The 26,101-nt window shown below is 63.2% G+C and carries 24 protein-coding genes; 13 read left to right on the forward strand and 11 right to left on the reverse strand.

All coding sequences use genetic code 11. The annotated features are described in order from the left end of the window. Positions 1–2: 2 nt before the first annotated feature. Together NKH52_RS29090 and NKH52_RS29095 are read right to left on the reverse strand one after the other, a co-directional pair. Positions 3–1,790 (reverse strand): bifunctional alpha/beta hydrolase/class I SAM-dependent methyltransferase, encoded by a 1,788-nt coding sequence (locus NKH52_RS29090; RefSeq protein WP_352735861.1) that lies wholly within the window; start codon positions 1,788–1,790, stop codon positions 3–5. Positions 1,791–1,837: 47 nt separating this feature from the next. After that, positions 1,838–2,446 carry a CDP-alcohol phosphatidyltransferase family protein gene (locus tag NKH52_RS29095; protein ID WP_352735863.1) on the reverse strand — a complete coding sequence of 203 codons (609 nt, stop codon included), beginning with the start codon at positions 2,444–2,446 and terminating at the stop codon, positions 1,838–1,840. Between the two features lie 213 nt (positions 2,447–2,659). On the opposite strand from NKH52_RS29095, the gene NKH52_RS29100 reads away from it, so the two are divergent. The 3 genes from NKH52_RS29100 (at position 2,660) to NKH52_RS29110 (ending at position 6,154) form a co-directional block, all read left to right on the forward strand. Beyond that, positions 2,660–3,139, forward strand: coding sequence for a MarR family winged helix-turn-helix transcriptional regulator (locus tag NKH52_RS29100; protein ID WP_027038640.1), 480 nt, complete (start codon positions 2,660–2,662; stop codon positions 3,137–3,139). Further along, entirely contained in the window at positions 3,136–4,317 is a 1,182-nt protein-coding gene (locus NKH52_RS29105) for an HlyD family secretion protein (protein ID WP_352735864.1), read from the forward strand. The genes NKH52_RS29100 and NKH52_RS29105 overlap by 4 nt, the downstream gene beginning before the upstream one ends. 304 nt (positions 4,318–4,621) lie before the next feature. Then, entirely contained in the window at positions 4,622–6,154 is a 1,533-nt protein-coding gene (locus NKH52_RS29110) for a DHA2 family efflux MFS transporter permease subunit (protein ID WP_023813528.1), read from the forward strand. Between the two features lie 9 nt (positions 6,155–6,163). On the opposite strand, the gene NKH52_RS29115 is transcribed toward NKH52_RS29110, so the two are convergent. Both NKH52_RS29115 and NKH52_RS29120 read right to left on the reverse strand, forming a co-directional pair. Then, positions 6,164–6,673: a CAP domain-containing protein gene (locus NKH52_RS29115; RefSeq protein WP_352735865.1), complete on the reverse strand. Its 510-nt coding sequence runs from the start codon at positions 6,671–6,673 to the stop codon at positions 6,164–6,166. Positions 6,674–6,732: 59 nt separating this feature from the next. After that, positions 6,733–7,089: a winged helix-turn-helix transcriptional regulator gene (locus NKH52_RS29120; protein ID WP_352735866.1), complete on the reverse strand. Its 357-nt coding sequence runs from the start codon at positions 7,087–7,089 to the stop codon at positions 6,733–6,735. A 106-nt stretch (positions 7,090–7,195) separates the two neighbouring features. Here NKH52_RS29120 and NKH52_RS29125 point away from each other — a divergent pair, with 106 nt between their 5' ends. Then, entirely contained in the window at positions 7,196–7,912 is a 717-nt protein-coding gene (locus NKH52_RS29125; RefSeq protein WP_352735867.1) for a glutathione S-transferase family protein, read from the forward strand. A 134-nt stretch (positions 7,913–8,046) separates the two neighbouring features. On the opposite strand, the gene NKH52_RS29130 is transcribed toward NKH52_RS29125, so the two are convergent. After that, a complete protein-coding gene (locus NKH52_RS29130; protein ID WP_352735868.1) occupies positions 8,047–9,270 on the reverse strand; it encodes a TadE/TadG family type IV pilus assembly protein in 1,224 nt (407 codons plus the stop codon). A 300-nt stretch (positions 9,271–9,570) separates the two neighbouring features. Here NKH52_RS29130 and NKH52_RS29135 point away from each other — a divergent pair, with 300 nt between their 5' ends. Beyond that, a complete protein-coding gene (locus NKH52_RS29135) occupies positions 9,571–10,395 on the forward strand; it encodes a DUF2189 domain-containing protein (protein ID WP_352735869.1) in 825 nt (274 codons plus the stop codon). Between the two features lie 48 nt (positions 10,396–10,443). Here NKH52_RS29135 and NKH52_RS29140 read toward each other — a convergent pair whose 3' ends face one another. Beyond that, positions 10,444–11,193, reverse strand: coding sequence for a CTP synthase C-terminal region-related (seleno)protein (locus NKH52_RS29140; protein WP_023813534.1), 750 nt, complete (start codon positions 11,191–11,193; stop codon positions 10,444–10,446). An 81-nt stretch (positions 11,194–11,274) separates the two neighbouring features. On the opposite strand from NKH52_RS29140, the gene NKH52_RS29145 reads away from it, so the two are divergent. Beyond that, positions 11,275–12,144, forward strand: coding sequence for a LysR family transcriptional regulator (locus tag NKH52_RS29145; protein WP_352735870.1), 870 nt, complete (start codon positions 11,275–11,277; stop codon positions 12,142–12,144). Positions 12,145–12,183: 39 nt separating this feature from the next. Here the strand turns inward: NKH52_RS29145 and NKH52_RS29150 are convergent, their stop codons facing one another. Beyond that, entirely contained in the window at positions 12,184–12,816 is a 633-nt protein-coding gene (locus NKH52_RS29150) for a LysE family translocator (protein WP_127289028.1), read from the reverse strand. A 131-nt stretch (positions 12,817–12,947) separates the two neighbouring features. After that, positions 12,948–14,933 (reverse strand): TadE/TadG family type IV pilus assembly protein, encoded by a 1,986-nt coding sequence (locus NKH52_RS29155; protein ID WP_352735871.1) that lies wholly within the window; start codon positions 14,931–14,933, stop codon positions 12,948–12,950. Positions 14,934–15,162: 229 nt separating this feature from the next. Here NKH52_RS29155 and NKH52_RS29160 point away from each other — a divergent pair, with 229 nt between their 5' ends. Both NKH52_RS29160 and NKH52_RS29165 read left to right on the forward strand, forming a co-directional pair. After that, positions 15,163–16,023, forward strand: coding sequence for a TIGR01459 family HAD-type hydrolase (locus NKH52_RS29160; protein WP_352735880.1), 861 nt, complete (start codon positions 15,163–15,165; stop codon positions 16,021–16,023). 6 nt (positions 16,024–16,029) lie between these two features. Further along, positions 16,030–17,010 carry a bifunctional riboflavin kinase/FAD synthetase gene (locus NKH52_RS29165; RefSeq protein ID WP_352735872.1) on the forward strand — a complete coding sequence of 327 codons (981 nt, stop codon included), beginning with the start codon at positions 16,030–16,032 and terminating at the stop codon, positions 17,008–17,010. 17 nt (positions 17,011–17,027) lie between these two features. On the opposite strand, the gene NKH52_RS29170 is transcribed toward NKH52_RS29165, so the two are convergent. Continuing rightward, a complete protein-coding gene (locus tag NKH52_RS29170; protein ID WP_352735873.1) occupies positions 17,028–17,582 on the reverse strand; it encodes an HdeD family acid-resistance protein in 555 nt (184 codons plus the stop codon). Positions 17,583–17,776: 194 nt separating this feature from the next. Here NKH52_RS29170 and NKH52_RS29175 point away from each other — a divergent pair, with 194 nt between their 5' ends. After that, positions 17,777–18,583, forward strand: a complete 807-nt coding sequence (locus NKH52_RS29175) for a MipA/OmpV family protein (protein ID WP_352735874.1) — start codon at positions 17,777–17,779, stop codon at positions 18,581–18,583. Here the strand turns inward: NKH52_RS29175 and NKH52_RS29180 are convergent. Then, entirely contained in the window at positions 18,573–18,830 is a 258-nt protein-coding gene (locus tag NKH52_RS29180; RefSeq protein WP_127257956.1) for a hypothetical protein, read from the reverse strand. The two genes, NKH52_RS29175 and NKH52_RS29180, sit on opposite strands and share 11 nt — an antisense overlap. Positions 18,831–18,873: 43 nt before the next feature. On the opposite strand from NKH52_RS29180, the gene ileS reads away from it, so the two are divergent. Both ileS and NKH52_RS29190 read left to right on the forward strand, forming a co-directional pair. Beyond that, entirely contained in the window at positions 18,874–21,834 is a 2,961-nt protein-coding gene (ileS, locus tag NKH52_RS29185) for an isoleucine--tRNA ligase (protein WP_352735875.1), read from the forward strand. 198 nt (positions 21,835–22,032) lie between these two features. Then, positions 22,033–22,713 (forward strand): hypothetical protein, encoded by a 681-nt coding sequence (locus tag NKH52_RS29190; protein ID WP_023813543.1) that lies wholly within the window; start codon positions 22,033–22,035, stop codon positions 22,711–22,713. A gap of 40 nt (positions 22,714–22,753) precedes the next feature. Here the strand turns inward: NKH52_RS29190 and NKH52_RS29195 are convergent, their stop codons facing one another. Then, positions 22,754–23,203: a nucleoside deaminase gene (locus NKH52_RS29195; RefSeq protein ID WP_127289016.1), complete on the reverse strand. Its 450-nt coding sequence runs from the start codon at positions 23,201–23,203 to the stop codon at positions 22,754–22,756. 182 nt (positions 23,204–23,385) lie between these two features. On the opposite strand from NKH52_RS29195, the gene NKH52_RS29200 reads away from it, so the two are divergent. Together NKH52_RS29200 and rsmD are read left to right on the forward strand one after the other, a co-directional pair. Further along, positions 23,386–25,401: a pseudouridine synthase gene (locus NKH52_RS29200; RefSeq protein ID WP_352735877.1), complete on the forward strand. Its 2,016-nt coding sequence runs from the start codon at positions 23,386–23,388 to the stop codon at positions 25,399–25,401. Then, positions 25,398–25,952 (forward strand): 16S rRNA (guanine(966)-N(2))-methyltransferase RsmD, encoded by a 555-nt coding sequence (gene rsmD, locus NKH52_RS29205; RefSeq protein ID WP_127266868.1) that lies wholly within the window; start codon positions 25,398–25,400, stop codon positions 25,950–25,952. Before NKH52_RS29200 ends, rsmD begins: the two co-directional genes overlap by 4 nt. Positions 25,953–26,101: the final 149 nt, after the last annotated feature.

Here is a 26,101-nt window from a genome sequence, read left to right on the forward strand (position 1 = left end):
GTTCAGCGGCGCCGCGCGACCGAGACGGTGAAGATGCCCCATTGGTCGATGCGCTGGTCGAGCTTTTCGAAACCGGCGGCTTCGACGAGCTGGTCCATCTCGCCTTGCGTGCGCCGGCGCATCACCCAGGCCTCGCCGCCGCGATGCGAGGTCAGGCTGCGTGCAATCATCTCGAGCTGCGGGTGCCAGGGCTGGTTGGTGTAGAGCAGTAGGCTGCCCGGCTGCATGGCGCTGGCCAATCCACCGAGCGAGCGCGCGATCATGGCGTTGTCCGAGAACAGTTCGTAGAGGCCGGAAACGATGGCGAGATCGGGCGCCGGATCGACGTTGGCGAGCATGTCGGCATCGAAGGCATCGGCGCGTTGGAACGAGACATCAGCCGGCAATTGCCGTTCGGCGATCAGCTTGCGGCCAAGCTGGACGTTGAGGTCGGAATAGTCCTGCAGGCGCACGCTCGCCGGCTGGTCGGGGCTCTTCACGATGGCATCGAGAACATAGCGGCCGTGGCCGGCGGCGATGTCGAGAATGTGCGCCGGCCGACCAGCGGCCTTGAGCGTCGCCAGGCAAGAGCCGATGAGTTCTTCGAGATGCAGCTTGCGCTGGCGGATGCCGCGCCAGCCAATGGCCTCCAGGAAAATGCGGTCGACGACGCGGCCAAGAGGCGTAAGACCCCGCGCGTCGTTCTCATAGACGTAATCCAGCGTCGAGCCGGAATCGAAGCCAGTAGCGACACCGGTCTTCATGCCCTGCGAGACCCAGGCGCCCATGCGGATGGAGGCACGGCTGAAGGCCCAATAGAGGCCTTTGGGCGACATCAAAGCGAGCGGCGAGGCAAGCCTGTCGGCCTCGTCGCGGGTGTAGCCGGCGATGTCCGCCTGCTTCAGGTCGACCGGCGCGTCCGGCGCCGCAAACTGCTTCGCCAGGAACGGCCGGATCAGCTCGAGGGCCTGCGCCCGGTCGCGTTCGCCCAGCGTGTCGTGAAAGAAGCCCGGCAGCACATGGCGTTCCTTGGCGCGGCTGCCGAGATTGACGAAGAACTCGTGCTGCGGGCCGTGGCGCACCACCCAGTCGCTGCCCGAGAGCAGAAGCTGGGTCGGCACGCTGATGGCGCGGGCGTCAGCGACGATGCGTGCGGCATGCTGGTAGAGTTCGACCAGGATGTTGGAAGCGATCGGCCGCGTGATCAGCGGATCGCTCTCGAAGGAGGCGATGCGCACGGGATCATGGGTCAGGAATTTCGCCTTGACGTAGGAATTGACGAAAAAGCGGCCCTTGATCTTCTGCCAGAGCGCGATGCCCTCCTTGGCGAAAGGTACGTAGAGTTTCACCGAGAAAGCCGGTGAAGCCAGCACCATGGCGCGCAGCTTGGGCGCATAGTCATGCACCCAGGCGGCGGCAAGCACAGCGCCGAAGGATTGCGCGATCAGCGCGATATCCCCAGTGGCGAAGCCATCCCTGGCGGCAATCTCGCGCATGAAGCAGTCGATGTCGCGCACCAGGGCCGAGAAGGAAGGGGCATAGCCGCGCTCGCCGGACGAACGGCCATTGCCGCGGGCATCCCAGGCATAGAAGGCGTGGTCCGGCATCTGCAATTCGTCGACGAGATGGGCCATGCGGCCGCCATGCTCGTGGCCGCGATGGAACAGCACCACCGCGCCTTTGGCATCGGCCGAAGCCGCAGGCCAGAATCGGTAGAAGATCTCCGCCCCGTCATGGCTGCGGAAGACCCGCTCCTGCGCTTGCCGCGCAAGGCTTTGCGTGGCCGCGGCGGCGATCGGTTCGTGCTTCATGGTCTTTCCCTCTGGCGGCCCAATGGCGGCATGGCGAGCCTCGATGCTCAGCTGGCGCTGCCAATAAGGCCGGCGCGTATCCGGTTTATGGCGGTCAACAACGAAAGCGTTGCCATGGCCGGAAACACAAACAGCGCGATGGTTGCCGGCCAGAGCCCGGCGGCGCACAGCACGGCAACCACACCGAGCGCCAGCGCCCTGTCGCTCTTGCCGAACGGCCCGGCATAGTTTCGCCCGATCTTGGTAGCGATGCCGAGCACGCCGGCGAACTCGGTCAGCACGGCCGATATCGCGAAGGCGATGACGCCCCATGCGCCAAACTCCGGAAAGACGGCAAAAGGGAGGATCAGCGTGAGGTCCGAAACGACGTCGCACAACTCGTTCAGATACATGCCGAGCGTCGAGGCTTGGCCATGTTCCCGTGCCAGCATGCCATCCACGGCATTCAGCGCCATGCGCACGAACATCACCACGGGGATAAGCAGCAGCAGCCAGCGCCATTCTGGCCAGATCGCAATGGCCGCGCCGGCGGTTATCGACATCACGGCCGCCAGGATGGTTATGCTGTTTGCGGTGACCCCGATTGCCGCCAGCCGATTGACCAGCGGCCGCAGTCGACCCTGGAAGGCCGGCTTGAGAGCGTAGAGCGTCGGCATTTTCGTGATCCCCCGATCCTGACCAACGGCTGTACATCAATATGTCAGACCCGACCAGCATGACGTGGCAGAGCGGCGAAGCCGGCTGGCATGGCGACAGTCGCTCACCAATCGGTAACCATGCCTGCATCGCATGACTGTCGTGCATATCTGCCGGCTTCTTATGCAACGCGGCATCTTGAATAGTGAGCACGCTTATTATATATCCCGCTCATGGTTTCCGATGGCATCGACAGATTGGGCTTCTTGATCCACGACGTGCAGCGCCTGATGCGCAAGCGCTTCGAGGCGAGGGCCAGTGGCTTGGGGCTTTCTTCGGCGCAATGGCGGCTTCTGGTCCGCGTTGCCAAGGAAGACGGTGTCGCGCAGGCGCGGCTGGCCGAACTTCTCGAAATCGAGCCGATCAGCGTTTCGCGCCTGGTCGACCGCATGGAGGAGGGAGGCTGGATCGAGCGTCGTTCCGACGCCGCCGATCGTCGCGTCCGCATGATCTTCCTGACGCCCAAGGCAAGCGATGCCTACGCCGTGATCAAGAGCATTGCCGGAGAAGTCTATGAGGAATCGCTGGTCGGCGTGAAGCCGGAAGCCCGTCGCGTCCTCATCGAAGGGCTCGAGGCGATGGTCCGCAACCTGACCGACGACGAGACGCCGTCCATTGAAAAAGTGAAGAATACAGAAGGCGCAGCAGCATGAACGCGGTAGCCAAGATAGACAAGAACACGACCGAGCTGGAGATGGAAGCGCCGGCGCAGCCGGCCGCGGCCCCGGCGGCGGTTGCTCCCCCGGTGCAGCCGGCCTCAGTGCCCGTGAAGAAAAAGCGCCGGCTGGGCCGCTTCCTTCTGATGGTCGCGTTGCCTGCGGCATTGGCTGTCGGCGGCGGCTACGTCTGGGTCACCGGCGGCCGCTACCAGGAGACCGAGAACGCCAACCTGCAGCAGGCCAAGGTGTCGATCGCTTCCGACACGGCCGGCCGCATCGTCAAGGTCGACATCTTCGATAACCAGCTGGTCAAGCAGGGTGACGAGCTGTTTGCCATCGACCCCGAGCCATACCGGATCGCGCTGGCGCAGGCCGACGCGGCGGTGGCGGGCGCGCGTCTCAATGTCGAGCAGCTGCGCGCGGCCTATGGCCAGTCGATGGCTCAGCAGAAGTCCGATGCCAGCCAGGTCGTCTTCGCCCAGTCGCAGTTCGACCGCGCCGCCGATCTTGCCCAGAAGGGCATCAACGCCAAATCGTCGCTGGACGAGGCCAAGAACGATCTCGACAAGGCCAAGCAGCAGCTGGCCGTTGCCGAGCAAGGCATCATCAGCGCCAAGGCAGCCCTTGGCGGCAATCCCGATATCGAGACCGACAAGCACCCGACCGTGATGGCCGCGCTCGCCGCGCGCGACAAGGCGGCCTACGACCTGGCGCAGACCACGGTCAAGGCGCCGGCGGACGGCATCGTCAGCCAGGCCTCGTCGTTCAAGGTCGGCCAGTATGTCGGTTCCGGCACGCCGCTGTTTTCACTGGTCGAGACCGGCGACACCTGGATCGATGCCAATTTCAAGGAAACACAGCTCACCCACATGAAGCCCGGCCAGAAGGCCGAGATCGTGGTCGACACCTATCCAGGGCGCACCTTCGAGGCGACGGTCAAGGCGATCGGCGCCGGCACGGGAGCCGAGTTCTCGCTGCTGCCAGCCCAGAATGCCACCGGCAACTGGGTCAAGGTCACACAGCGCATCCCGGTTCGTCTCGAACTGACCGATGCGGACGCCAAGATGGCGTTGCGCACCGGCATGAGCGCCACCGTTACCGTCGACACCGGCGTGGCGCGTGGCCTGCCTTCGATCTTCGGTCACGCCACGGCTGGCGAGGCCGCGCAGTAACGTCAACAGAATGCCGCAGGACCAGCGGCGGAGGTGAATAGCAGGATTGGTCTGATGGGAGGAGCTGGAGGATCAGCGTTTGGGCGCGCCGCGTAGCGGCCTGGCCGAAATCTGAAATCTCCGACGCGGACCCGTCGGTCCTCATGTTTCCGGGCGGCAGGCATCCGCTCATCAGAGACTTTCAGTCGATGTAACCCCCACATCGACAATCGCGTCCCACCGCGACGAGGGTCTCTCAACGGAAGGCGTTGCCGCCCGGAAACCCCTTGTACACGTTTTTGTTACCTGCTGGAAGTTTCATGCCATGAGCACGCCCGAACCCTTCAAAGAAGTGCCGCATCGCGGCCTGATCACGGTCGCGCTCATGCTGGCGACGATCATGCAGGCGCTCGACACGACGATCGCCAACGTCGCGCTGCCGACCATGACCGGCGATCTCGGCGCCTCACCCGACAACATCAACTGGGTGCTGACCTCCTACATCGTTGCCGCCGCCATCATGACGCCGGTCACCGGCTGGCTGGCCGATCGCTTCGGCCGCAAGGAACTGTTCCTTGGGGCGGTTGTCGGTTTCACCGTGTTCTCGATGCTGTGCGGCATCGCCTGGAGCCTGGAGAGCATAGTGTTCTTCCGGCTGATGCAAGGCGTGTTCGGCGCCGCCATCGTGCCGCTGTCGCAAACCTTCCTGCTCGACATCAACCCCAGGGAACGTCACGGCCAGGCAATGGCCATCTGGGGCGCCGGCATCATGCTGGGGCCGATTCTGGGTCCGACGCTCGGCGGCTGGCTGACGGAAAATTTCAACTGGCGCTGGGTGTTCTTCATCAACCTGCCGGTCGGCATCATCGCCTTCCTCGGCATGGCCGCCTATCTACCGGCGGTTGCCCGGCGGGTGCGCAGCTTCGATTTCTTCGGCTTCGCCATGTTATCGCTCGGTGTCGGCGCGCTGCAGCTGCTGCTCGACCGCGGCGGCGAGGTCGACTGGTTTTCCTCGGTCGAGATCTGGATCGAGCTTGCTCTTTCGATCACCGGATTCTGGGTGTTCATCATCCACACGCTGACGGCGGAACGTCCTTTCATCGACCCCAAGATCTTCCTCGACCGCAATTTCGTGACCGGGCTGGCATTCATCTTCGTCATGGGCGTGCTGATCCTGGCCTCGATGTCGCTGCTGCCACCGATGCTGTCGACCATCTTCGGCTATCCGACCGTCACCATCGGTGTCGTGTTGGGGCCACGCGGTGTCGGCACCATGATTTCGATGCTGGTCGTGGGGCGGCTCATGAGCAGGATCGACGCCAGGATCCTTGTCGTAATCGGCTTTCTGCTGACCGCGCAGTCGCTCTACACCATGTCCAGCTTCACGCCACAGATGGACAATTGGCTGATCCTCAGCTCCGGCGTCATCCAGGGCCTGGGCATGGGAATGGTGTTCGTGCCGCTGTCGACCGTCGCCTTCGCCACGCTTGACGTGCGCTTCCGCACCGATGCCACGGCTTTGTTCAGCCTGGTGCGCAATCTTGGCTCGTCCATCGGCGTGTCGGTCGTGACGGTTCTGATGGTGCGCAACACGCAGGTCAACCACACCGAGCTTTCGGCCTTCATCAACCCGTTCAATCCGAATCTGTGGGCGGTCTCTCCAGCCGCCGCGAGCGGCGATCCCATGGCGCTCTCGCAGGTCGATCGCATGGTCAATCTCCAGGCGATGATGATCTCTTACGTCAATGACTTCAAAATGCTCATGGTGATGACGCTGCTTGCCATTCCGTTTGTTTTCCTGCTGCGCAAGCCGAAGCAGGCGCCTGCCGGCGGCGCGCCGGCAGCGCATATGGACTAGCTTTCCACCCTATTTCCCGAGCACCAGGCTCCAGTAACGGAGCTTGCTGTCGCCGCCGTCGCGCACATAGGCAAGGCCGAAGCGGGTGAAGCGCGGGTCGAGCATGTTGCGGCGATGGCCTGGTGAGTGCACCCAGATGTCGAACAGCTTCTCGAGGTCGAAACGACCCTCGGCGATGTTCTCCGCCGCGGCACCGGAAATTCTATTGTCCTTGACGCGCGAGGCGAAATCCTTGCCCCAGCCGGTGGTGTGGCTCATGCGGCGGCGCTGCGCCATGTAGCCGGCCTGCTGCAAGGCGGCCTGTTCGAGCTGCCGGTCGGGGACAAGCGGCGCGAGCCCGGCCGAGGCGCGGATGCTGGCCAGCGTGCCGGTGGCGGAGGAGGAGACCCCGGCGCCTTCGCCGGTCGGCAGTGAAACAGTGCTGCAGGCGGCGAGGCCCGCCAGGGCTGCGAGGCCGGTCAGCACCGTCCGCCTGTTCAGATTCGGGATCAGGTGGGTTTCGATTTTCGCTATGGTCATGCCCCTGAGATAACGTCGATCATGGCTTTTGCCGGGCAGGGCGGCGAAAATCGAAGATGTTAGGCAGCAGTATCGAGATCTGCGTCCGAGGAACCGCCCATCCGGTCGTCTTCCGTATGCACCCACCACGAGCCCAGCGCGTCGATGAGCGGTACAAGCTTGCGGCCAGGCGCCGTGAGGTCATAGTCGACCCGCAGCGGATAGCCGGAGTGCGCCGTTCGCCGCACGATGCCGGCTTCCTCCAGCTTGCGCAGTTCCAGAGCCAGAATGCGGTGCGACACGGTGGGGTTGTCGCGCCTCAGGTCGCTGAACCGCTTGGTCCCGTCCTTCAGATAATAGAGCAGCAGTGTGGGCCAGCGGCCGCTGAGCACGCGCATGGTCTCTTCGATCGGGCAGCGTGAGACGACGTCTTTCATGGGCGGATCCTGGTTACAGAATTGTGCGTAATTTACATGGGACGACCAGCGTTTAGGGTCAAGTTTCGCTGCGCGGCGTGATCTCCTCAATCACGGAAGAAAACAAATGGAACCTATCCTGCTTTATGGCTTCCCGGCGGGAAGCTCGATGGGGCTCGTCGCTGCCTTCGAACGCGTCGGGCAACCCTATCGCCTGTGCCGCGTCGACATGCTCACCGAGATGAAAAACGATGCCTATGCCAGCATCAACGACCGTCAGGAAACGCCGGTGCTGATCACCGACGAAGGCCGGGTGCTCACCGAGACAATGGCCATCGCCGCATGGCTCGAAGCCCGCGACACACAGCGTCGCATCAGCTTCGAACCGCGCACGCCGCAAGCCGACCGCATGCACCAGCTGATGGCCTTCGTGAACACCGGCTTCACCGCCGCCTTCAGCCCGCTCTGGGTGGCATTGGAAATGGCGGCGGATGAACCGGCGCTGAAGGCGACCTTGCGGGAGTTCGGCCGCAAGGCCGTTGCGGAACGTCATGATCGGCTCGAGGCGATGATCGCCGACACGGATTTCCTGGTCGGCGACCGGCTGACTCTGGCCGATACCACGCTGATCGGCGTGGCACGCTGGGCGGAATTTCACCAGGCGATCGACGGCGCTGCCTATCCCAAGCTGGCCGGATTGCGCCTTCGCATCGAAGCCGATCCGGCCGTGCGTTATGCCCTGGCTGCCGAGGATGGCGAACAGCCCGCCGGTTCTGGCGCCTGCCTTGGCCACGTCCCGCTGACTGAGGTGATCGATCGCTTCGTGGCATCGGCGCAATCGTAGCGATACTCCATTTTCAACCAGGATGTGCCTTTGTGAGAGGCACTGATCTGCCGGAGTGCGGTCGCTGCACTCCGGCATTGTTAAACGCGACCGCCATTTTTCTCAACGCGACCGCTTGGGCCGCCTGTCGTTTCTCATTTCACCAGAGTGATCATCCGATCGGCATACATTGTGCGATTTCCAAGCGCCGCCGCGCAGTCCGACTTGACGGACGAGTTTCCGGTCATCTGTATCGTATTGCCGACAAGCCTGAGACAGTTGCCCTGGGCGCTCATATCAGAGTTGCCGGCGTAGGAAATGGGCGCGTCCGGCGCGTAGATAAAACCGCTGATCACGGAATTTGCGCCGCCATTCAATGTCAGAGCAGACGTATTGCCGTGATCCTGGAAAATGGTGATACCAGCATAAGGGCCGCTGGTGGGCGGGGAAAGGTTCACCTTCTCATTGGCATTTATGTAGATCTGAGCGCTTTCCATGAGGAATATGGTCACGCCCTGGCCAGTCAGGCTGCCGTTTCCCCCTGGCTTTATGGTGGTGCCGCGCATGATGTAGACGCCCGGATCGAGCGTGATGTTTCCCGACAATGTCTTATCGCAATAAGTGCCGGGCGACAGTGTGTAGGTTTTGCCGTTCGGGACCGGCAAACACAATGTGTAAGGGGGAGGAACGACGTCGGCCAGCGGATCAAAAGACGCGTACCTATGTTCGTGCGGCGTTCCGCAGGCGAGACTGGCGCTGGGTGGCAACAGCCCGCTGGTGCCGCCGACAGTTGAGACACAGCCGGCTGAAACCAGGGCGGAGCCGCCCCTGTTGACGGAATCGGACGCGTCCGAGTTTGCCGCGATCACACAATTGTCCATCGAGACGTTGGTCGAGCCCTGCAGGTTCACGGCGGCGGACGCATGCGGATCGAGCGCCAGCACGCAGGCCTGCGCGCCAGGTTTTATCTTGACCGAGGCCGAGCGGTAGGCCTGCCAGGGGGCCGAGGCGCTGATAAAGCTTGGGCGGCTTATGCTGGACGACAGCGAGATAAAGTAGGCGCTTGGGCTGCCGCTTGCCGTTGCCGCGAAAGCGGAGACGCTGCCCAGATATTCCTGCTGGTCGGCCGCGCTCATATTGGCGGCGAAGAATTGCAGCCCAAGCTGCTGGACATCGCCGGCCGCCATATCGGGAGAGAACTTCGTGCCGATGGCGAGCCCCGCCGCGTCCAGCGAGTTCTGTAGTTGCGAGGCGTCATGGCTCGTGCCGATCAGATCAACGGCACCGGCCAAACCAATCATTATCGGCAGCATCCCGATGGCGGTCGTTATGGCAAAGTTGCCGCGCTCCGAAGACCAGAAGCCTTTCAATGCGAACATAGTTCCTCGCCGAACTTCGTAAAGCTCAGGTGATACGCCAAAGATCCCTACGAGCAATTTAAGCAAATGCTAAAATGCGTAAATGCTAAAATGCAGCACAATGATTGGTCAAAACGAAGGACTGCCAAGGTACGCCATATGAGAGGCAATACGGAGAGTTGAACACTACGAGGAGTTGCTCCCCAGGCAATTGACGCGGCGACAATCGCCGCCAACTCTGCTATCGTGCCTCTCGTTCTTGAAGTGGCAGCTCTGGCGGCCATCCTGGCGGTGACCGCCCCGACACACGGGAGGAAGGTTATGGCCGGCTTTCATGTCATGGCGGACGCACGTGGAATGCATGTGCAGCCAACGGTGCGCCGCATCACCACGTCGGACCTTTGGGATGCGCTACGCCTCGGCGTCGAGGATTTCTGGGCAAAACCTTCGCACTATGTGTTCCTGTGCTTGATCTATCCCATCGTCGGCCTGATCCTGACGCAGTGGACGTCCGGGGCCAATGCCATCCAGCTCATCTATCCCCTGATGTCGGGTTTCGCGCTGGTCGGGCCCTTTGCGGCGCTCGGCCTTTACGAGATCAGCCGCCGGCGCGAACTCGGCATGAACACCTCCTGGCGGCACGCGTTTGATGTGCGGCGCTCGTCCGCAGTTCCGTCGATCGCCGTCATCGGCATCATGCTGGTGGCGCTGTTCCTGTTGTGGCTCTACACCGCGCAATCGATCTACACTGGCCTGTTCGGCGACCAGCCGCCGGCCTCGATCGGTGGCTTCATCCGCGACGTGCTGACCACCAGCAAGGGCTGGACGCTGATCCTTGCCGGCAATGCCGCGGGCTTTGCCTTTGCCGTAATCGTGCTGGCCACCACCGTGGTTGCCTTCCCGCTGCTGCTCGACCGTGACGTCGGCGCCGTTTCGGCGATCGAGACCTCGGCCCGGGCGGTAATGGCCAACCCGCTGCAGATGGCGCTGTGGGGCTTGCTGGTCGCCGTGCTTCTGGTGATTGGTTCGATCCCGCTGTTTGCCGGGCTCGCCGTCGTCATGCCGGTGCTCGGCCATGCCACCTGGCATCTCTACCGCAAGGTGGTCGAGCCCGAGCGGGCACAGCAGACAAGGCGGCCGATGTAGGGTGCGCTGTCGCTGACTTCTTGCAATCACTCAACGACGATAGGCCGTTCAGCGATTGAGCTGGGAAACATCACCGCCCCAAAACGCGGCGCGCGGTCTTGACCGGGCGCTTTCCAGGAAGGCGACAATGATTGGATGCGGGTGCTGCTTTGTCGACGTCAGCTGCGGCACGAAGAGCGTGGCAAGGTAGAATGGGTGGGATGGCAGCAGGAGGACGCGAGCCTCGCCATTCGAATCCCTGCCGACAATGTGAAAGCCGCCGGCGTCCAGTTCTTTCTGGTAGGCTGGATTGATGCCGAAGTTGCAATAGTAGCGCTCTTTCGTGTTCGTTTGTCCATAAATCCGCGCTGCCCGGCTCCCTCGCGTCAGAAATACGTCCATGGTTTGCCCAACGAGTGAACAGGTCAGCTGTGTGACGAACAGGGTGGAAGCATAGGGATCGTATTCCGCATGCTCGGCGTCCTGGAAACCCAGCACGTTGCGGGCATATTCGACGACCATATGCTGGCAACCGCCGCAGGTTCCCAAAGCAGGAATTTCGTTTTCCCTGGCATGCCGGATGGCATTCAGAGCGCCATTCATGCTCCTGTACGGGCTGCCTGGAGCGATCCAGATCGCATCAAAAGGTGCCAGCTTGTCGCTGACCCCGGTGATCAGTTCTTCGGTCGAAATCCACTGGTGTTCGTACTGGATACCGAGCGTGGACCCGGCATGATCCAGCGCTTCGTCCATCTTGGCGTGTGGTTCGAAAGATGGCGTGTATTCACCGATCAGCGCCAATGCGAGTCGTTGTGTCATGAGAGCTCCTATGAATTGAAGTGAGCTTCCAGATGCGTTATCGGAGATCCATAAGTAAAATGCATTCGGATGATGTTTATCATGACTATCACTAATATCACTCTCGCTCAGCTGCGGGTCCTGACCATGATTGTCGAAGACGCGAGCTTTTCGACGGCCGCTACGCGGATCGGCATGACGCAGTCGGGCGCAAGCCAGGCGATGAGAAGCCTTGAAGGCGTTCTTGGAGTGAAGCTTCTGGTTCGCGGCAAGAACGGGGTGTTTCCGACGGAAATAGGACAAGCAGTGCTTCAGGATGCGCGAGAGGCCGTTCTGGCCATCGAGCGAATCCAGCAAAGGAGCGCCGCAGCTTCAGGCGCTCAGACCGGGCGGTTGCGCATTGGAAGCGTGGCAAGCGCGGTAGAGCGTTTGCTGCCGCAAATACTTGCCCGCTTCCAGCGGCTTTTCCCCGGCGTCGAACTGGTTTTGCTGGAAGGAACCGATCATGAGGTTCTGGAATGGGTTGAAACAGCAGTCGTTGACGTCGGCCTGACCTCCGAACAATCAGCCGAAACTGTCGGGGATGTGGTCCTGGAGGATGATTTTGTCTTTCTTGCTGCTTGCGACCACCCGCTAGCAGCGACGGCGCGCGTCAAATTGTGCGACCTGGCCGACGAGAATTTCATCATGTCGGGCTCTGGTTGCGAGCCGGTCATCCGTCAGCTCTTCGCATCCGTGAACATGTCGCCTAAGGTTGTCCTTACGGTTCGCGATACGGCTGCCCTGGTGGAAATGGTGTCGCAGGGGATCGGTGTGACACTGATGCCTGAGCTTTCCACTCCGGAAGGAGACGCTCGCGTGTGTCGAATTCCCATTGTTCCTTGTGTTCAGAGGCGGCTGCTCGTTGTCAGTCTTGCAAGGGCCAATCGTTCGCCAGCCGCGGAGAAATTCGTGCAGCTGCTGGCGCCCTGACGTTTCTAGCTCAGCTCGCGATCATCGTCCAAGGCGAATTCAGCGCTGCGCCTCTGTCGCCATCTTCAGCGCAAGTGCCGCCAGCACGGTGCCCATCATCCAGCGCTGGATGACCAGCCACAAAGGCCGTCCGGCGAGAAAGGTGGCGATCGAGCCGGCCGTCACCGCGATGACGGCATTGACGCTGAGACTGATCGAGATCTGCGTCGCGCCGAGCACCAGAAGCTGCGACAGGACGTGGCCTTTGCCGGGGCTGATGAACTGCGGCAACAGCGACAGATAGAGCACGGCCACCTTCGGATTGAGCAGATTGGTCATCAGGCCCATGGCGAAAAGCTTGCGCGGCCTGTCCATCGGCAATTCCCGCACTTCGAACGGCGAGCGTCCGCCCGGCTTCACCGCCTGCCAGGCCAGCCACAGGAGATAGAGCACGCCGGCAAAGCGCAGCGCGTCATAGGCGTAGGGCACGGCGAGCAGCAGCGCGGTGATGCCGAATGCCGCCGCCAGCACATAGAAGACAAAGCCGAGTGCCACGCCGCCAAGCGAGATGAGCCCCGCCTTCGGCCCCTGCGACAGGGAACGCGAGATCAGATAGATCATGTTAGGGCCAGGCGTCAGCACCATGCCGAGGCAGACCAGCGCGAAGGCGAGATGATTGGCTGTTTCGGGCATCTGTTCTTCCCCAGCGCGCCGCGAATGGACGCGCGATCCGGCAGGCGGCCAAGATGTGCCTGTCCCGGCAGGCGCGCGCAAGTGCATGGCGGCGCCAGCCGTTGTTCCAGCTAGCCGCCGGTGCCTACGGATCAGCCGACGATGCGCAGGTTCGACAGTTCGTTGCCGATTTCCTTGAAATCGTTCGACAAGCTGGCGCCGGTGGCGTTCCAGAACAGTTTTGCCGGCTTGCTCGCGTCCGTCGGATCCTTGCGGAAGCGCGAGTTCGACGAGCAGGATTTCAGCGCCTCGATCGCCTGCTGGTCGGCGATTTTAGTCGTCGACAGATCGAGCGCTACCGTCATCACCATGATGTTGGCCGCCTTGGCGTTGTTGCAAAGCGTCGCCATCTGCTCGTTGAGCGCGTTGGTGTAATTGCCGTTCGAATAATCGAATTGGCCAATGGTGCTCGATGTGCCCATGAACAGGCGGCCCACCGACGTGCCGTTGTAGCCGGGTTTGAGATAGCCGAAGGACGCGTAGGTCGACTTCGAATCGGCGGGGTCGGAATAGCCGAGCGAGGAAGGCGTGTAGTAGGTGTTGGCGCCGTCGGTCAGCACGATCACGACCTTGTCGTTGCCCCTCTCGGTTTCCGGGCGTCCTTGCGTGAAGGGCTCGCCGCTCGAAACCACGCGCCATCCCCAGGCCATGCCTTCGGGAACATTGGTGCCGCCATCGGGCTTCATCAGGTCGATCGCGGCCTTGATCGCCGTGAGCCCAGTGGCAACGCTGACATCGGTCAGCGGCGTGATCGGGTTGGTGGAGCAGCTGTAGTTCGGCCCGTTGCCGGCGGCCAGCGCCGGCGCATTGATCGGCCGCGGCTGGAAATATTTGGCCATGTTGCGCAACCGGGATTGGCCGGTGCTGCTTGTCGCGTCGTCATTCCACCAGCTGTTCACGGCGCCGTAGGTCGTCGGCGCGGCCTCATCCGGATCCTGAGTGATCTTCCAATGGTTGCCGGGTTCGTCAGGGGCGAACATCGGCACGAACATCGTCGCCGGATCGCCAATCCCTATGCCGGTGTTCGCAGAGCCGCCGGAAGGCGCCGCGTCGTTGACATTGTAGGGATAGGGTCTGGCCTCGACGCAGCCCTGCCAACTGGCGAACGGGCCATAGGAATCGATGTAGTCGTATTCGTCGTGGTCGCGTTTGCAGGTGTTGTTCGAGTTGTATTCGTCGCAAACCACGCGCTTGCTGTTGGTGACACGCTCATGGTTGGTGACGACCTTCATGTCTCGGTAGAGCGAAAACCGGGTCAGCATCTGGCCTTCGTCGGTACCCCATCCGGTGCCGCGCTTGTACCAGATACCGTTGGTCTGCTGGGCGTATTTGTCGACCGCGTTCAGCGTCGACCAGTCGAAACTCTCGTTCGATACCGGCGACAGTCCTTCGGTGTCCATCCAGGACGCGTTACCGTTGCCGGGTCCGACATTGACCGAGGCGGCAAACGGCACGAGGCCGAACTGCACCGGCCTGTCGACCTGCTTGATCATCGCCGCCTGCTGGGCCAGCGTATCGACCAGCTGTTTGGCCGCGGTCTTGAGAAGGTCGATCCGCGTTTGCCCCGAGCCCGTTCCGGTCTTGGTCATCGACCCGGAATTGTCGAGCACCAGGGCGACTTCAAGAGTGTTCTTCAGCCGCACTTCCGAGGTGACGTTGAAGCTGATCCTCTGGTAGGCGTCGGTTTCGGATTTGCCGACGAGCTGGCCGAAGACCGGATAGAAATAGGGCTTGTAGTCTAGCCGCGCGCTCATCTTGAGCAAGCCCCCGCCGGCGGTGTTGCTTGGCAAGGTGACGCTGAGCGTCGTGTTGGCGGGGTTGATCTTGTTGAGGTTGGCATTGAAGAAATCGAGCGCATAGGCTCTCAACTGGTCGTCGGTAGCACCTTCCGTCAGCCGGCGCGCCGTGGCGAAGTTTGCGGCATCGAGCGCATTCGAAACCGCCTGTTTTTCGCGGCTCATCTCGGTGAAGTCGACGGCTATCGCCAGGGCGCCCATGAGCGGAACCATCGCGACGACGGTCATAAGAGCATAGTTGCCGCGTTGGTCGCGGCAGAACTGACGCCAAAGTCCATGCATGTCTTGCAGCGGCCCCCGCCGGCGGATTCTCGATCGATGCCAGCTTTCCACAAAACGCTGAAGGCCGTGTTTGGGAAATCGCTCGATTGCCGGGGCAGCGCTTCACCAACCGCTAACCAATCGTGCCTGGCGAAAGCTGATGACAGGCCGGGGCGGTTCGGCTAATCCGAACCGGCTGCGCGAACCGTCGGTCGCGGCGATCGCAACGATCATGACTGAAGGAAACGGCATGGCGGATTCGCCTGAAATCATCAGCTCGCTCGAAGACGTGTCGAAGGCCTATTCGGCAATCCTGTGCGACGTCTGGGGCGTGGTGCACAATGGTGAAACGCATTTCCCCGTGGCGGCCTCGGCGCTTGCGAGGGCTCGAGAGGCGAAAATCCCCGTCGTCCTGATCACCAATTCGCCGCGCAGAAGTGCCGATGTCGTGGCGCAGATGAACGCGATCGGTGTTCCACCGTCAGCCTACGACCGGGTGGTTACCTCAGGCGACGTGACGCGGGATCTGATCGCCGAAGGGCCGCGCAAGATTTTCCATATCGGCGCGGACCGCGACTTCACCCTCTATGAAGGTCTCGACGTTGAGCTTGTCGAGGAGTTCGAGGCGTCCGGCGTCGTCTGCACCGGCCTGTTCGACGACGAGGTCGAGAAGCCCGAGGATTACACCGAGCTCCTGCGGCGGCTGCGCGCCCGGAACCTGCCTTTCATCTGCGCAAATCCCGACATCGTGGTCGAGCGTGGCGAACGCATCATATGGTGTGCCGGCGCGCTGGCGCGTGACTACGCCCAGCTCGGCGGCCGCACATTGATCGCTGGAAAACCTTACGCGCCGATCTACAATCTCGCGATGAAGGAGGTCGCCGAGATTCTTGGCCAGCCGGTCGAGCGCGGCCAGGTGCTGGCCATCGGCGACGGCATGATGACCGATGTGAAGGGCGCCGCCGACAATGGCTTCGATGTTCTTTATGTCTCCGGCGGCATCCATGCCCGCGACTATGGCGATGCCCTGTACCCGGACCCGGCAAGATTGGCGGCGTTCCTGGAAAAGCATGGCTATGGTCCGGTGGCCGTCATTCCCAGACTTCGGTAGGTGACGATGGCAGCCTTCCAACGCATCCTGGCAACCGCGCCGCTTCCCGCCGACCTATGCGGCGGCGTGGTGGCGATCGGCAATTTCGATGGCGTCCATCGCGGCCATCAGGCGGTGCTCGAGCGGGCCTCTGCCGAGGCCGGACGGCGTGGAGTGCCGGCCCTGGTGCTGACATTCGAACCGCATCCGCGCAAGATCTTCAGGCCTGATATCCCGTTGTTCGTGCTGACGCCGCCGCCGATGAAGGCGCGGCTCCTGTCGCTGCTGGGCTTTGCCGCGCTGGTCGAACAGCCGTTCACGCGCGACTTCGCCTCGCTGTCGGCAGAAGCATTCGTGACCGATGTGCTGGAAACGAACCTTGGCATTACCCACGCCGTGACCGGGTTCGATTTCCACTTCGGCAAGGATCGTCAAGGCGGTCCGGCCTACCTGATGGCGGCGGGCCAGCGTCACGGCTTCGGCGTCACGCTCGTCGACGCCTTCCGGGACGAGGGCGCCGAGGTGGTGTCGTCCAGCCGCATCCGCGGATTGCTGGGCGGGGGCGAGGTGGCTGAAGCCGCCGGTCTGCTCGGCTACCGCTTCACCGTCGAAAGCGAGGTGGTCGGTGGACAGCAGCTTGGCCGCACCCTTGGCTTTCCAACCGCGAATATGAGGCTGTCGGCTGAAGCCGCACTCAAGGAGGGCATCTATGCCGTCCGCTTCCGCCGCGCCGACGGCACGCTTCACGACGGCGTCGCCAGCTTCGGCCGTCGCCCGACCGTCGACGACAATGGCGCGCCGCTGCTGGAAACCTTTGTTTTCGACTTCTCCGGCGACCTCTACGGCGAGGTTTGCCAGGTTTCCTTCTTCGGTTTCCTGCGCCCGGAGGTGAAGTTCGATGGGCTCGACGCGCTGGTCGCGCAGATGAAGCGCGATGAAGCCGAGGCACGCGCGCTGCTTGCCGGCGTCAAGCCGCTCTCCGACCTCGACGCGGCCATGGCTTTTTGAGCCAGGCGTGATCCCGGCTACTTCTTCAGTGCCAGGCCGACAGCGACGAAGGTCCAGCCCTGGAAGATCAGATCGATCGCCAGGAACAGTCCGAGCACCCACAGGCTGTTGACCGGCCAGCCCATCGCGATGATCAGACCCGCAAGGGCGCTGATGACACCGGCGGCGACGATCCAGCCCCAGCCGCGTTCCGGCCGATGGCTGTAGCCGACCCAGGCCCTGAGCACCCCTGACGCGACCAGCGCGATCGCCAGCAGGAACGTCAGCACCGCCGAGGCAAGCAACGGATTGCCGAAAGCGAAGAAGCCGGCAACGGCGTACAGCAGTCCGCTGAGCAGCCAGTAGAAGAAGCGACTCCAGCTCTTGACGCCGAACGCATGCACGATCTCGATGATGCCCGCCATCAGCATCAGCCATCCCACGACGTAGACGGAAGCCACCGTGGCGACGAACAGATTGGCGAAGGCAATGCCGCCGAAGATGAGCAGCAGCACACCGAGCGCGACAAACCATCCCCATTTTGTCCGTGTCTGTTCGATCGCGATTTTCAAGGCGTCGCCATGCAGGGTCATTGTCGCGATCTCCATCGAGGGCTGCGGAATACTGCGGATGGAAGGTAATCCGGGCGCCGGCCAACGTCCAGTCGATGACCGGCAACGGGATCGCGGCAAAGCGCGAGCATATGTCTCGGGTTTAAATCAAATTTTACCAAACGGCCGTCAAAGCTGTCATCGGCAATCATATGCGTTGTGTTAGTGGAGTGGCCATGAGTTCGGTCGGAAGAATCTCTCTTGTGTTGGCCGCTGCGGTGCTGGGTGGGACGGGCGCTGCCAATGCGGGCGAGGGCAGCTGGCTGTCCGGCGACTGGTATCTGACCGTAGGCGCCACCGGCATGGTGGCGCCGAATTTCGAGGGCGGCAAAAAGTACCTGCTCAGCGCCTCGCCGATCATTTCGCTGGGCAAGGCCGGACCTGCCGCCCGCTTTGTCTCGCGCAACGACAACATCTCGCTGGCGCTGGTCGATGATGGCGGTGTCCGCGCCGGCCTGACCGGCAAGTTCCTGTTTTCCCGCGACGATGACAACGCCGATGAGCTGAAGGGCCTCGATCCGGTGCGCTGGGGCGGCGAAGTCGGCGGCTTCTTCGAATTCTATCCGACGGACTGGCTGCGCGCCCGCGCCGAGCTGCGCCACGGCATTCGCGCTCACAACGGCTTTGTCGCCGACATCGCCGCCGACGCCTTTTACGACGTGACGCCAACCGTCAGGATTTCGGGAGGACCGCGTGTTTCCTTCGCCTCAGGCAACTATTTCGACGCCTATTATGGCGTCAACGCGCAGGAAGCGATGGCCTCGGGCTTGAGCGAATACCATCCCGGTGGCGGGCTGAAATCGACCGGCCTCGGCGGCGCCATCACCTGGAAGGTGACCGAGCCGATGACCGCCAGCCTGTTTGGCGAGTATTCCCGCCTGATGGGGCCGGCGGCCGATTCCAGCCTGGTCAAGGAGCGCGGCGACCGCAACCAGTTCATGATTGGTGTGTCGACCACCTACCGCTTCGATTTCACGATGTAGGTGAATCGAAGGAGAGACGCTTTATTCCTGCGTCTATCTCCGCTAAAAGCCCACCAATGACGAGCTTTTCGCGCCTTCGCGTGCTGACGATACGAATTACCGGCCCGGTGTTCCGGGCGGCCTGAGGGTCGCCGGAACCGCCGGGAATTCTGCGCGCGGCCTCTCGCGCTTTTTCCAGATCATCAGGCATGTCGCCCAAAAGTGGCCCCGGTTTTGGGAAAACGACATGCGCAAAAGTATAGTTCAACGCCCGAGCTCCTTTGCCGCCGGGCAATGCACATGGCAGACCAATGACCGATACGACTGAAACGATCGACTATTCCAAGACGCTTTATTTGCCGCAGACGGACTTCCCGATGCGCGCCGGTTTGCCGGAGAAGGAGCCGCTGCTGGTCAAGCGCTGGCAGGACATGGATCTCTACCGCAAGCTGCGCGAGAGCGCTGCCGGCCGCACGAAATACGTGCTGCATGACGGGCCGCCCTACGCCAACGGCAACATCCATATCGGCCACGCGCTGAACAAGATCCTCAAGGACGTCATCACCCGCTCGTTCCAGATGCGCGGCTACGACTCGAACTATGTGCCCGGCTGGGACTGCCACGGCCTGCCGATCGAGTGGAAGATCGAGGAGCAGTACCGCGCCAAGGGCAAGAACAAGGACGAGGTGCCGGTCAACGAATTCCGCAAGGAATGCCGTGAGTTCGCCGCGGGTTGGATCACTGTGCAGGGGGCCGAGTTCCAGCGCCTCGGCGTCATCGGCGACTTCAAGAACCCCTATACGACGATGGCTTTCCATGCCGAGTCGCGGATCGCCGGCGAGCTTTTGAAATTCGCCATGTCGGGCCAGCTCTATCGCGGCTCCAAGCCGGTGATGTGGAGCGTGGTCGAGCGCACGGCGCTGGCCGAGGCCGAAATCGAGTACCACGACTATGAGAGCGACACGATCTGGGTGAAGTTTCCGGTCGCCAGCCTGGTTCGCCCCATCGATGGCGAGACCAAGCTGACCGAGGGCGCGCTCGATCTGCTGCAGGCTCATGTCGTCATCTGGACGACGACGCCGTGGACGATCCCCGGCAACCGTGCCGTCAACTATTCGCCGCGCATCAACTATGGCCTCTATGAGGTCACGGCAGCCGAGAACGCATTCGGCCCGCAGCCGGGTGAAAAACTGATCTTTGCCGACGCGCTGGCCGAAGACTCCTCGGCCAAGGCCAAGGTCACCTTGAATCGTCTCCGCAGCGTTTCGGCGCAAGAGCTTGGAAGTCTTACGCTTTCGCATCCGCTCAAGAGTTTTTGCGGCGGCTACGACTTTGCCGTTCCGATGCTCGCCGGCGACCACGTCACCGACGATGCCGGCACCGGCTTCGTCCACACCGCGCCCGGTCACGGCCGCGAGGACTTTGACGCCTGGATGGACGCGGCGGTGGATCTGCGCGCACGCGGCATCGATCCCGCCATCCCGTTCACCGTCGACGATGGCGGCTTCTTCACCAAGGACGCGCCGGGGTTCGGCCCCGACCGCGAGGGTGGACCGGCACGCGTCATCGATGACAATGGCAAGAAGGGCAACGCCAACCAGGCCGTCATCGACGAGCTGATCAAGCGCAACGCGCTGTTCGCGCGGGGCCGGCTGAAGCACAGCTACCCTCACTCCTGGCGGTCCAAGAAACCGATCATCTTCCGCAACACGCCGCAATGGTTCGTCTACATGGACAAGGACCTCGGCGATGGCTCGACACTGCGCAGCCGGGCGCTGAAGGCCATCGACGACACCCGCTTCGTGCCCGCCGCCGGCCAGAACCGCATCCGCGCCATGATCGAGGAGCGCCCGGACTGGGTGCTGTCACGCCAGCGCGCCTGGGGCGTGCCGATCGCCGTCTTCGCCGATGCCGACGGCAATGTGCTGAAGGACGAAGCGGTCAACCAGCGCATCATGGACGCCTTCGAGCAGGAAGGCGCCGACGCCTGGTTCGCGGCTGGCGCCAAGGAACGTTTCCTCGGCAATCACGATGCCTCGAAGTGGAAGCAGGTGATGGACATCCTCGACGTCTGGTTCGATTCGGGCTCGACGCACGCCTTCACGCTGGAGGATCGTCCTGACCTGAAATGGCCGGCCGACGTCTATCTCGAAGGCTCCGACCAGCATCGCGGCTGGTTCCATTCGTCGCTGCTGGAGAGCTGCGGCACCAGGGGCAGGGCGCCTTACGACACCGTCGTCACCCATGGTTTCACCATGGACGAGGATGGCCGCAAGATGTCAAAGTCGCTGGGCAACACCGTGGTGCCGCAGGACGTCATCAAGCAGTCGGGCGCCGATATCCTGCGTCTGTGGGTGGTGACGACCGACTACTGGGAGGACCAGCGGCTCGGCAAGAACGTGCTGCAGACCAACATCGACGCCTACCGCAAACTGCGCAACACCATCCGCTGGATGCTGGGTACGCTTGCCCATGACGATGGCGAAGAGGTGCCGATGGAGAAAATGCCGGAGCTGGAGCGGCTGATGCTGCACCGGCTGGCCGAGCTCGATGAGATCGTGCGTTCGGGCTACGACGCCTTTGAATTCAAGCGCATCACCCGCATGCTGCTCGATTTCATGGTGGTCGAGCTGTCGGCGTTCTATTTCGACATCCGCAAGGACGCGCTCTACTGCGACGCGCCGACGAGCCTGAAGCGCAAGGCTTCGGTGCAGGTGGTGCGCCATCTCTTCGATTGCCTGGTGAAATGGCTGGCGCCGATGCTGCCTTTCACCATGGAGGAAGCCTGGCTTGACCGTCATCCCGACGCCGTCTCGGTGCATCTCGACCAGTTCCCGCAAATCCCGACGGACTGGAAGAACGAGGCGCTGGCTGAAAAGTGGCGCCAGGTGCGGCAAGTGCGGCGCGTCGTCACCGGCGCGCTGGAGATCGCGCGCGCCCAGAAGGTGATCGGATCGTCGCTGGAAGCGGTGCCGGTCGTCACAATCAACGACGCAGCGCTCGAAGCGGCGATTTCAGATGTCGACATGGCCGAGATGGCGATCACCAGCGATCTGGTCATCGCTCATGGCGAGGCACCGGCTGGTGCCTTCGCGATCGACGACGTCAAGGGTGTCGCCGTGGTGGTCGAGAAGGCCGAGGATCGTGGCCTGTTAAAATGTGCACGCTCCTGGCGCTACACCGCCGATGTCGGCCAGGATCCGGAATTCCCGGATGTTTCGGCCAGGGATGCGGCGGTGCTGCATGAATTGAAGGCGCTTGGCCGGCTTTGACGGCTGGATCGGTGCACAAATGCCACGCCGGGCGGGCGAAAACCGCCCGCGCGTTGCCCTTAACGAGTGGTTGAGGTAAACACGCGAAACTCCGGAAGACAAATTGTCGCCGGATTTCCGTCGCAAGTGCTTGGACGATGGGGACCGGCCACAAGGCCGGCGGCAATCGAGAGGCTGTCTAGAGTGGGACTTTTTGGCATGACCGAGAGATATAATGCGCGCTTGGCGCTGCTGGCGCCGCTTGTCGCGTCGGGCCTCGCTTTGTCCGGCTGCATGGGCTCTCCGACCTACGGCACCGACAAGACCGCCGGCGAACAGCTGGCCGGCGATATTTCAGGTGCCTTTTCATTCGCGCCGAAGCGCAAGGAACAGATCGACTACAAGCCGCGTCCGACGCTCGTGAAGCCGGCGCCAGGCCAGAAGGAAGCGCTGCCGGCCCCGCAGGACAGCATCGAGACGGCGAGCGCCGAATGGCCCGAATCGCCCGAGCAGCGCCGCGCCCGCTTGCGCGCCGACGCCACCGCCCATCAGAACGACCCGGCCTATCAGTCTGAGATCGTCGACGACGTGCAGACGGACCCGGCCTCGGTGAAGAGGGCGATGGCGGAGTCAGGGTCGAGCCACCCGCCGGCATGGACACCGGCCGATTCCGACAAGGGCCGTGCCGCCGAGATCCAGCGCCGCCTTGCCGACAGCAAGCAGGGCGATCCGAACACCCGCAAATATCTGAGCGAGCCTCCAGTGCAGTATCGTGTCGCGGCCGGCACCGCGCCGCAGAATGAGCTTGGCGAGGACGAATACAAGAAGGAACGCCGCCTCAAGAAAGAGGCGGAAGGCAAGAAGGGCAGCGGCTGGTTCGACTGGATGCCGTCCCTGTAAAAACCGCCTCTTTGTTGTTTCTTGCCGAAGGGCGCCCGGTTCAACCGCGCCGTTCCAGGAAAAATCCTTTGAGCAACAGGGCCGCCTCGGTCTCGCCCATGCCTGGATAGATGTCGGGCGTGTGGTGGCAGGTTGGCGATGCGAAGAAGCGCACGCCATTGACCACCGCACCACCCTTGTCGTCGGCGGCGCCGAAATAGAGCCGGCGCAGCCGGGCGAAGGAAATGGCGCCGGCGCACATGGCGCAAGGTTCCAGCGTCACATAGAGATCGTGGCCGGTCAGCCGCTCGGCCGACAGTTTGCGGCAAGCTTCGCGGATGACCAGCATCTCGGCATGCGCGGTCGGGTCGGCAAGTTCGCGTGTGCGGTTGCCGGCGCTGGCGACAACACCAGCGCCATTGGCGATGACGGCGCCGACCGGCACTTCGCCTCGCAAGGCGGCAGCCTCGGCCTCCTTCAGCGCCAGCGCCATGAAATCGGGCCGCTTCACGCGATTTCCACTCCGATTATCTCCTCGCCACCTGACGGTGATCCTGTTATTGAGCGCAGGACCTCGAAAATCGGGACTCGGTTTTCGAAAATGATCATGCGCCACATCAAAAGTGCTACAGCGTTCGTTGCGCGCCCGAAAGGATGCGCCACGCTGTAGCAGCGCAAACGGATAAAGGCCACATGGACGACAACGACAAGAGATTCCGACCCAGGAAGGGTCCGGCCAAGAGTGGGCCGAAAGCCGCGGGACCGCGCAGCCGTGATGGCGCCGCCGGCAAGGGCGGCAAGCCGTCCTTTGGCGCCAAGAAGCCTTACGCACCGCGTGGCGATCGGCCGATGGCCGCCGATGGCGATCGGCCGAAGCGCGATTTCAAGGGCGGCGACAAGCCTTTCAGCAAAGGCCCGCGACCCGAAGGGAAGCCTTTTGAGAAGCGCGAGGGGCCGCGCAAGCCCTACGCACCGCGCGGCGACCGCCCGATGGCCGCCGAGGGTGAGCGCAAACCGTATGAGAAGCGCGAAGGACCACGCAAGCCCTACGCACCGCGCGGCGACCGCCCGGTGGCCGCCGAGGGTGAGCGCAAACCATATGAGAAGCGCGAGGGGCCGCGCAAGCCCTACGCACCGCGCGGCGATCGCCCGGCTGCGGCGGCAGCGGGCGGCGAAAAGCGTTTCGACCGTCCCAAGCGTGATTTCAGTGACCGCGCGCCGCGCGACGCCGGCGATCGACCGAAGCGTGACTTCGCCGACCGCCCCAAGCGGGATTTCAACGATCGGCCGCAAGGCGCGGCAGGCGGCAGCTTCAAGCCACGCCCGCGTCCCGCCGAGGGCGCGGAAGAGGCAGGCGAGCGCATCGCCAAGCGGTTGGCCCGCGCCGGCCTGGCCTCGCGCCGCGATGCCGAGGAGCTGATCGCCGCCGGCCGCGTCAAGGTCAATGGCCGCGCCCTGACTTCACCGGCCTTCAACGTCATGCCCGATGACATCATCCATCTCGACGGCATGGAAATCCCGCCGATCGAGCGCACCCGGCTGTTCCTGTTCCACAAGCCGGCCGGCGTCGTCACCACCAACCGCGATCCCGAGGGCCGCAAGACAGTCTTCGACGTGCTGCCGGCTGAATTGCCGCGGCTGATGACCATCGGCCGGCTCGACATCAACACCGAAGGCCTGCTGCTGCTCACCAATGATGGCGGCCTCTCGCGCGTGCTCGAACTGCCGGCCACCGGCTGGCTGCGTCGCTACCGCGTGCGCGTCCACGGCAAGGTCGAGGAAAGCGCGCTTGCCGGCCTGCGTGAAGGCATTGCCGTCGACGGCGTCTTTTACGGCGCCATCGAAGCGACACTCGACCGCGAGCAAGGCACCAATGCCTGGCTGACGATCGGCCTGCGCGAGGGCAAGAACCGCGAAGTCAGGAACATTCTCGGCTCGCTCGGCCTCGACGTGACGCGGCTGATACGCATCTCCTACGGGCCGTTCCAGCTCGATGACCTCGCCGAGGGCCATGTGCTGGAGATCAAGGGGCGCGTGCTGCGTGACCAACTCGGCGAGCGCCTGGTCGAGGAATCCGGCGCCAATTTCGACGCCGATGTCACCAAGCCGTTTTCCAACAAGCCGGTGCGGCGCACCGAAGTTCGCGAGCCGGAGCCGGAGCGGCCGAAGTTCACCCGCGACGGTGAGCGCCGCCCGATCGGGGAGGGCGGTCTGATCAAGAACCGCAAACGCCGCGAAGGCAGCCGCGACGAGGCTCTGGGCAAACTGTCGACAAGTCCCGACAGAAGCGCGGAGAAGAGTTTTGGCGAACGCGGCCCGCGTCCCGAACGCAGCTTCGGCGACAAGCCGCGCGGCAATTTTGGCGACAAACCGCGCGGTGGCTTCGGTGACAAGCCACGCGGCGGTTTCGGCGACAAGCCTCGGGGTGGTGGCAAAAAGTCCGAGCGCGAGCAGCGGCCGATCGAGCCGCCCGGCCAGCGCAAGGCCAATGTCTGGATGGCACCGGGCGCGCGGCCGATCGGCAAGGGCAGGGCCGACGCAGACGCAGCCAAGGCCGCTGAAGCAAAGGCGCGCAAGGCATCGTTCAAGCCGACCTATGGCAAACCGGCCGGTGCCAAGCCGTTCGGCAAGCCGAGAGGCGAACGTCCGGGCGGGGCCGGCGGCGGTGAGCGTCCGCGCAATGGTCCCCGAGGCCCCAAAGCGAGATGAGAATCGTCGGTGGTGAGTTTCGCGGGCGTCCGCTGGCGACGCCCCGTTCGAGCGCCATCCGTCCGACGACCGATCGCACCCGCGAGGCGGTCTTCAACGTGCTGGCGCATCGCTTTGCCGCGCAGTTGGACGGTGCGCGCGTGCTCGACCTGTTCGCCGGCACCGGTGCGCTGGGGCTTGAGGCGCTGTCGCGCGGTGCTTCCTATGGCGTCTTCATCGAGGAATCGGCCGAAGGCCGTGGCCTGATCCGCGACAATGTCGAGGCCTTCGGCCTGACCGGCCGCACCAAGATCTTCCGCCGCGATGCCACCGGCCTCGGCGAAGCGGGCACGCTGGCGCCGTTCGGCCTCGTCTTTGCCGACCCGCCCTATGGCAAGGGCCTTGGCGAGCGCGCCTTGCAGTCGGCGAAAGCCGGCGGCTGGCTTCGCCCTGGCGCGCTGTGCGTGGTCGAGGAGGCGGCAGTGGCGCCGTTCGAGCCGGGCCCCGGCTTTTCCGTGCTGGACGAGCGCAACTATGGCGAAACCGTCATCCGCTTCATCGAGGCGGCCTGATACGCCTTCGCGATTGGCGGTTCCTCTCCCCCAATCCTTCATTGGGGGAGAGGTGGCCGCGGAGCGGCCCGAGCGGGGGGCGGGTGTGGGAAACAGTAGTGTTAGACGGCTTTGGAGACGGGCAGGGCAGCTTTTACTCGGCGAGTAGG

The sequence above is a fragment of the Mesorhizobium sp. M1066 genome, assembly GCF_040318635.1.
In the GTDB taxonomy this organism is placed as follows: Bacteria; Pseudomonadota; Alphaproteobacteria; order Rhizobiales; family Rhizobiaceae; genus Mesorhizobium.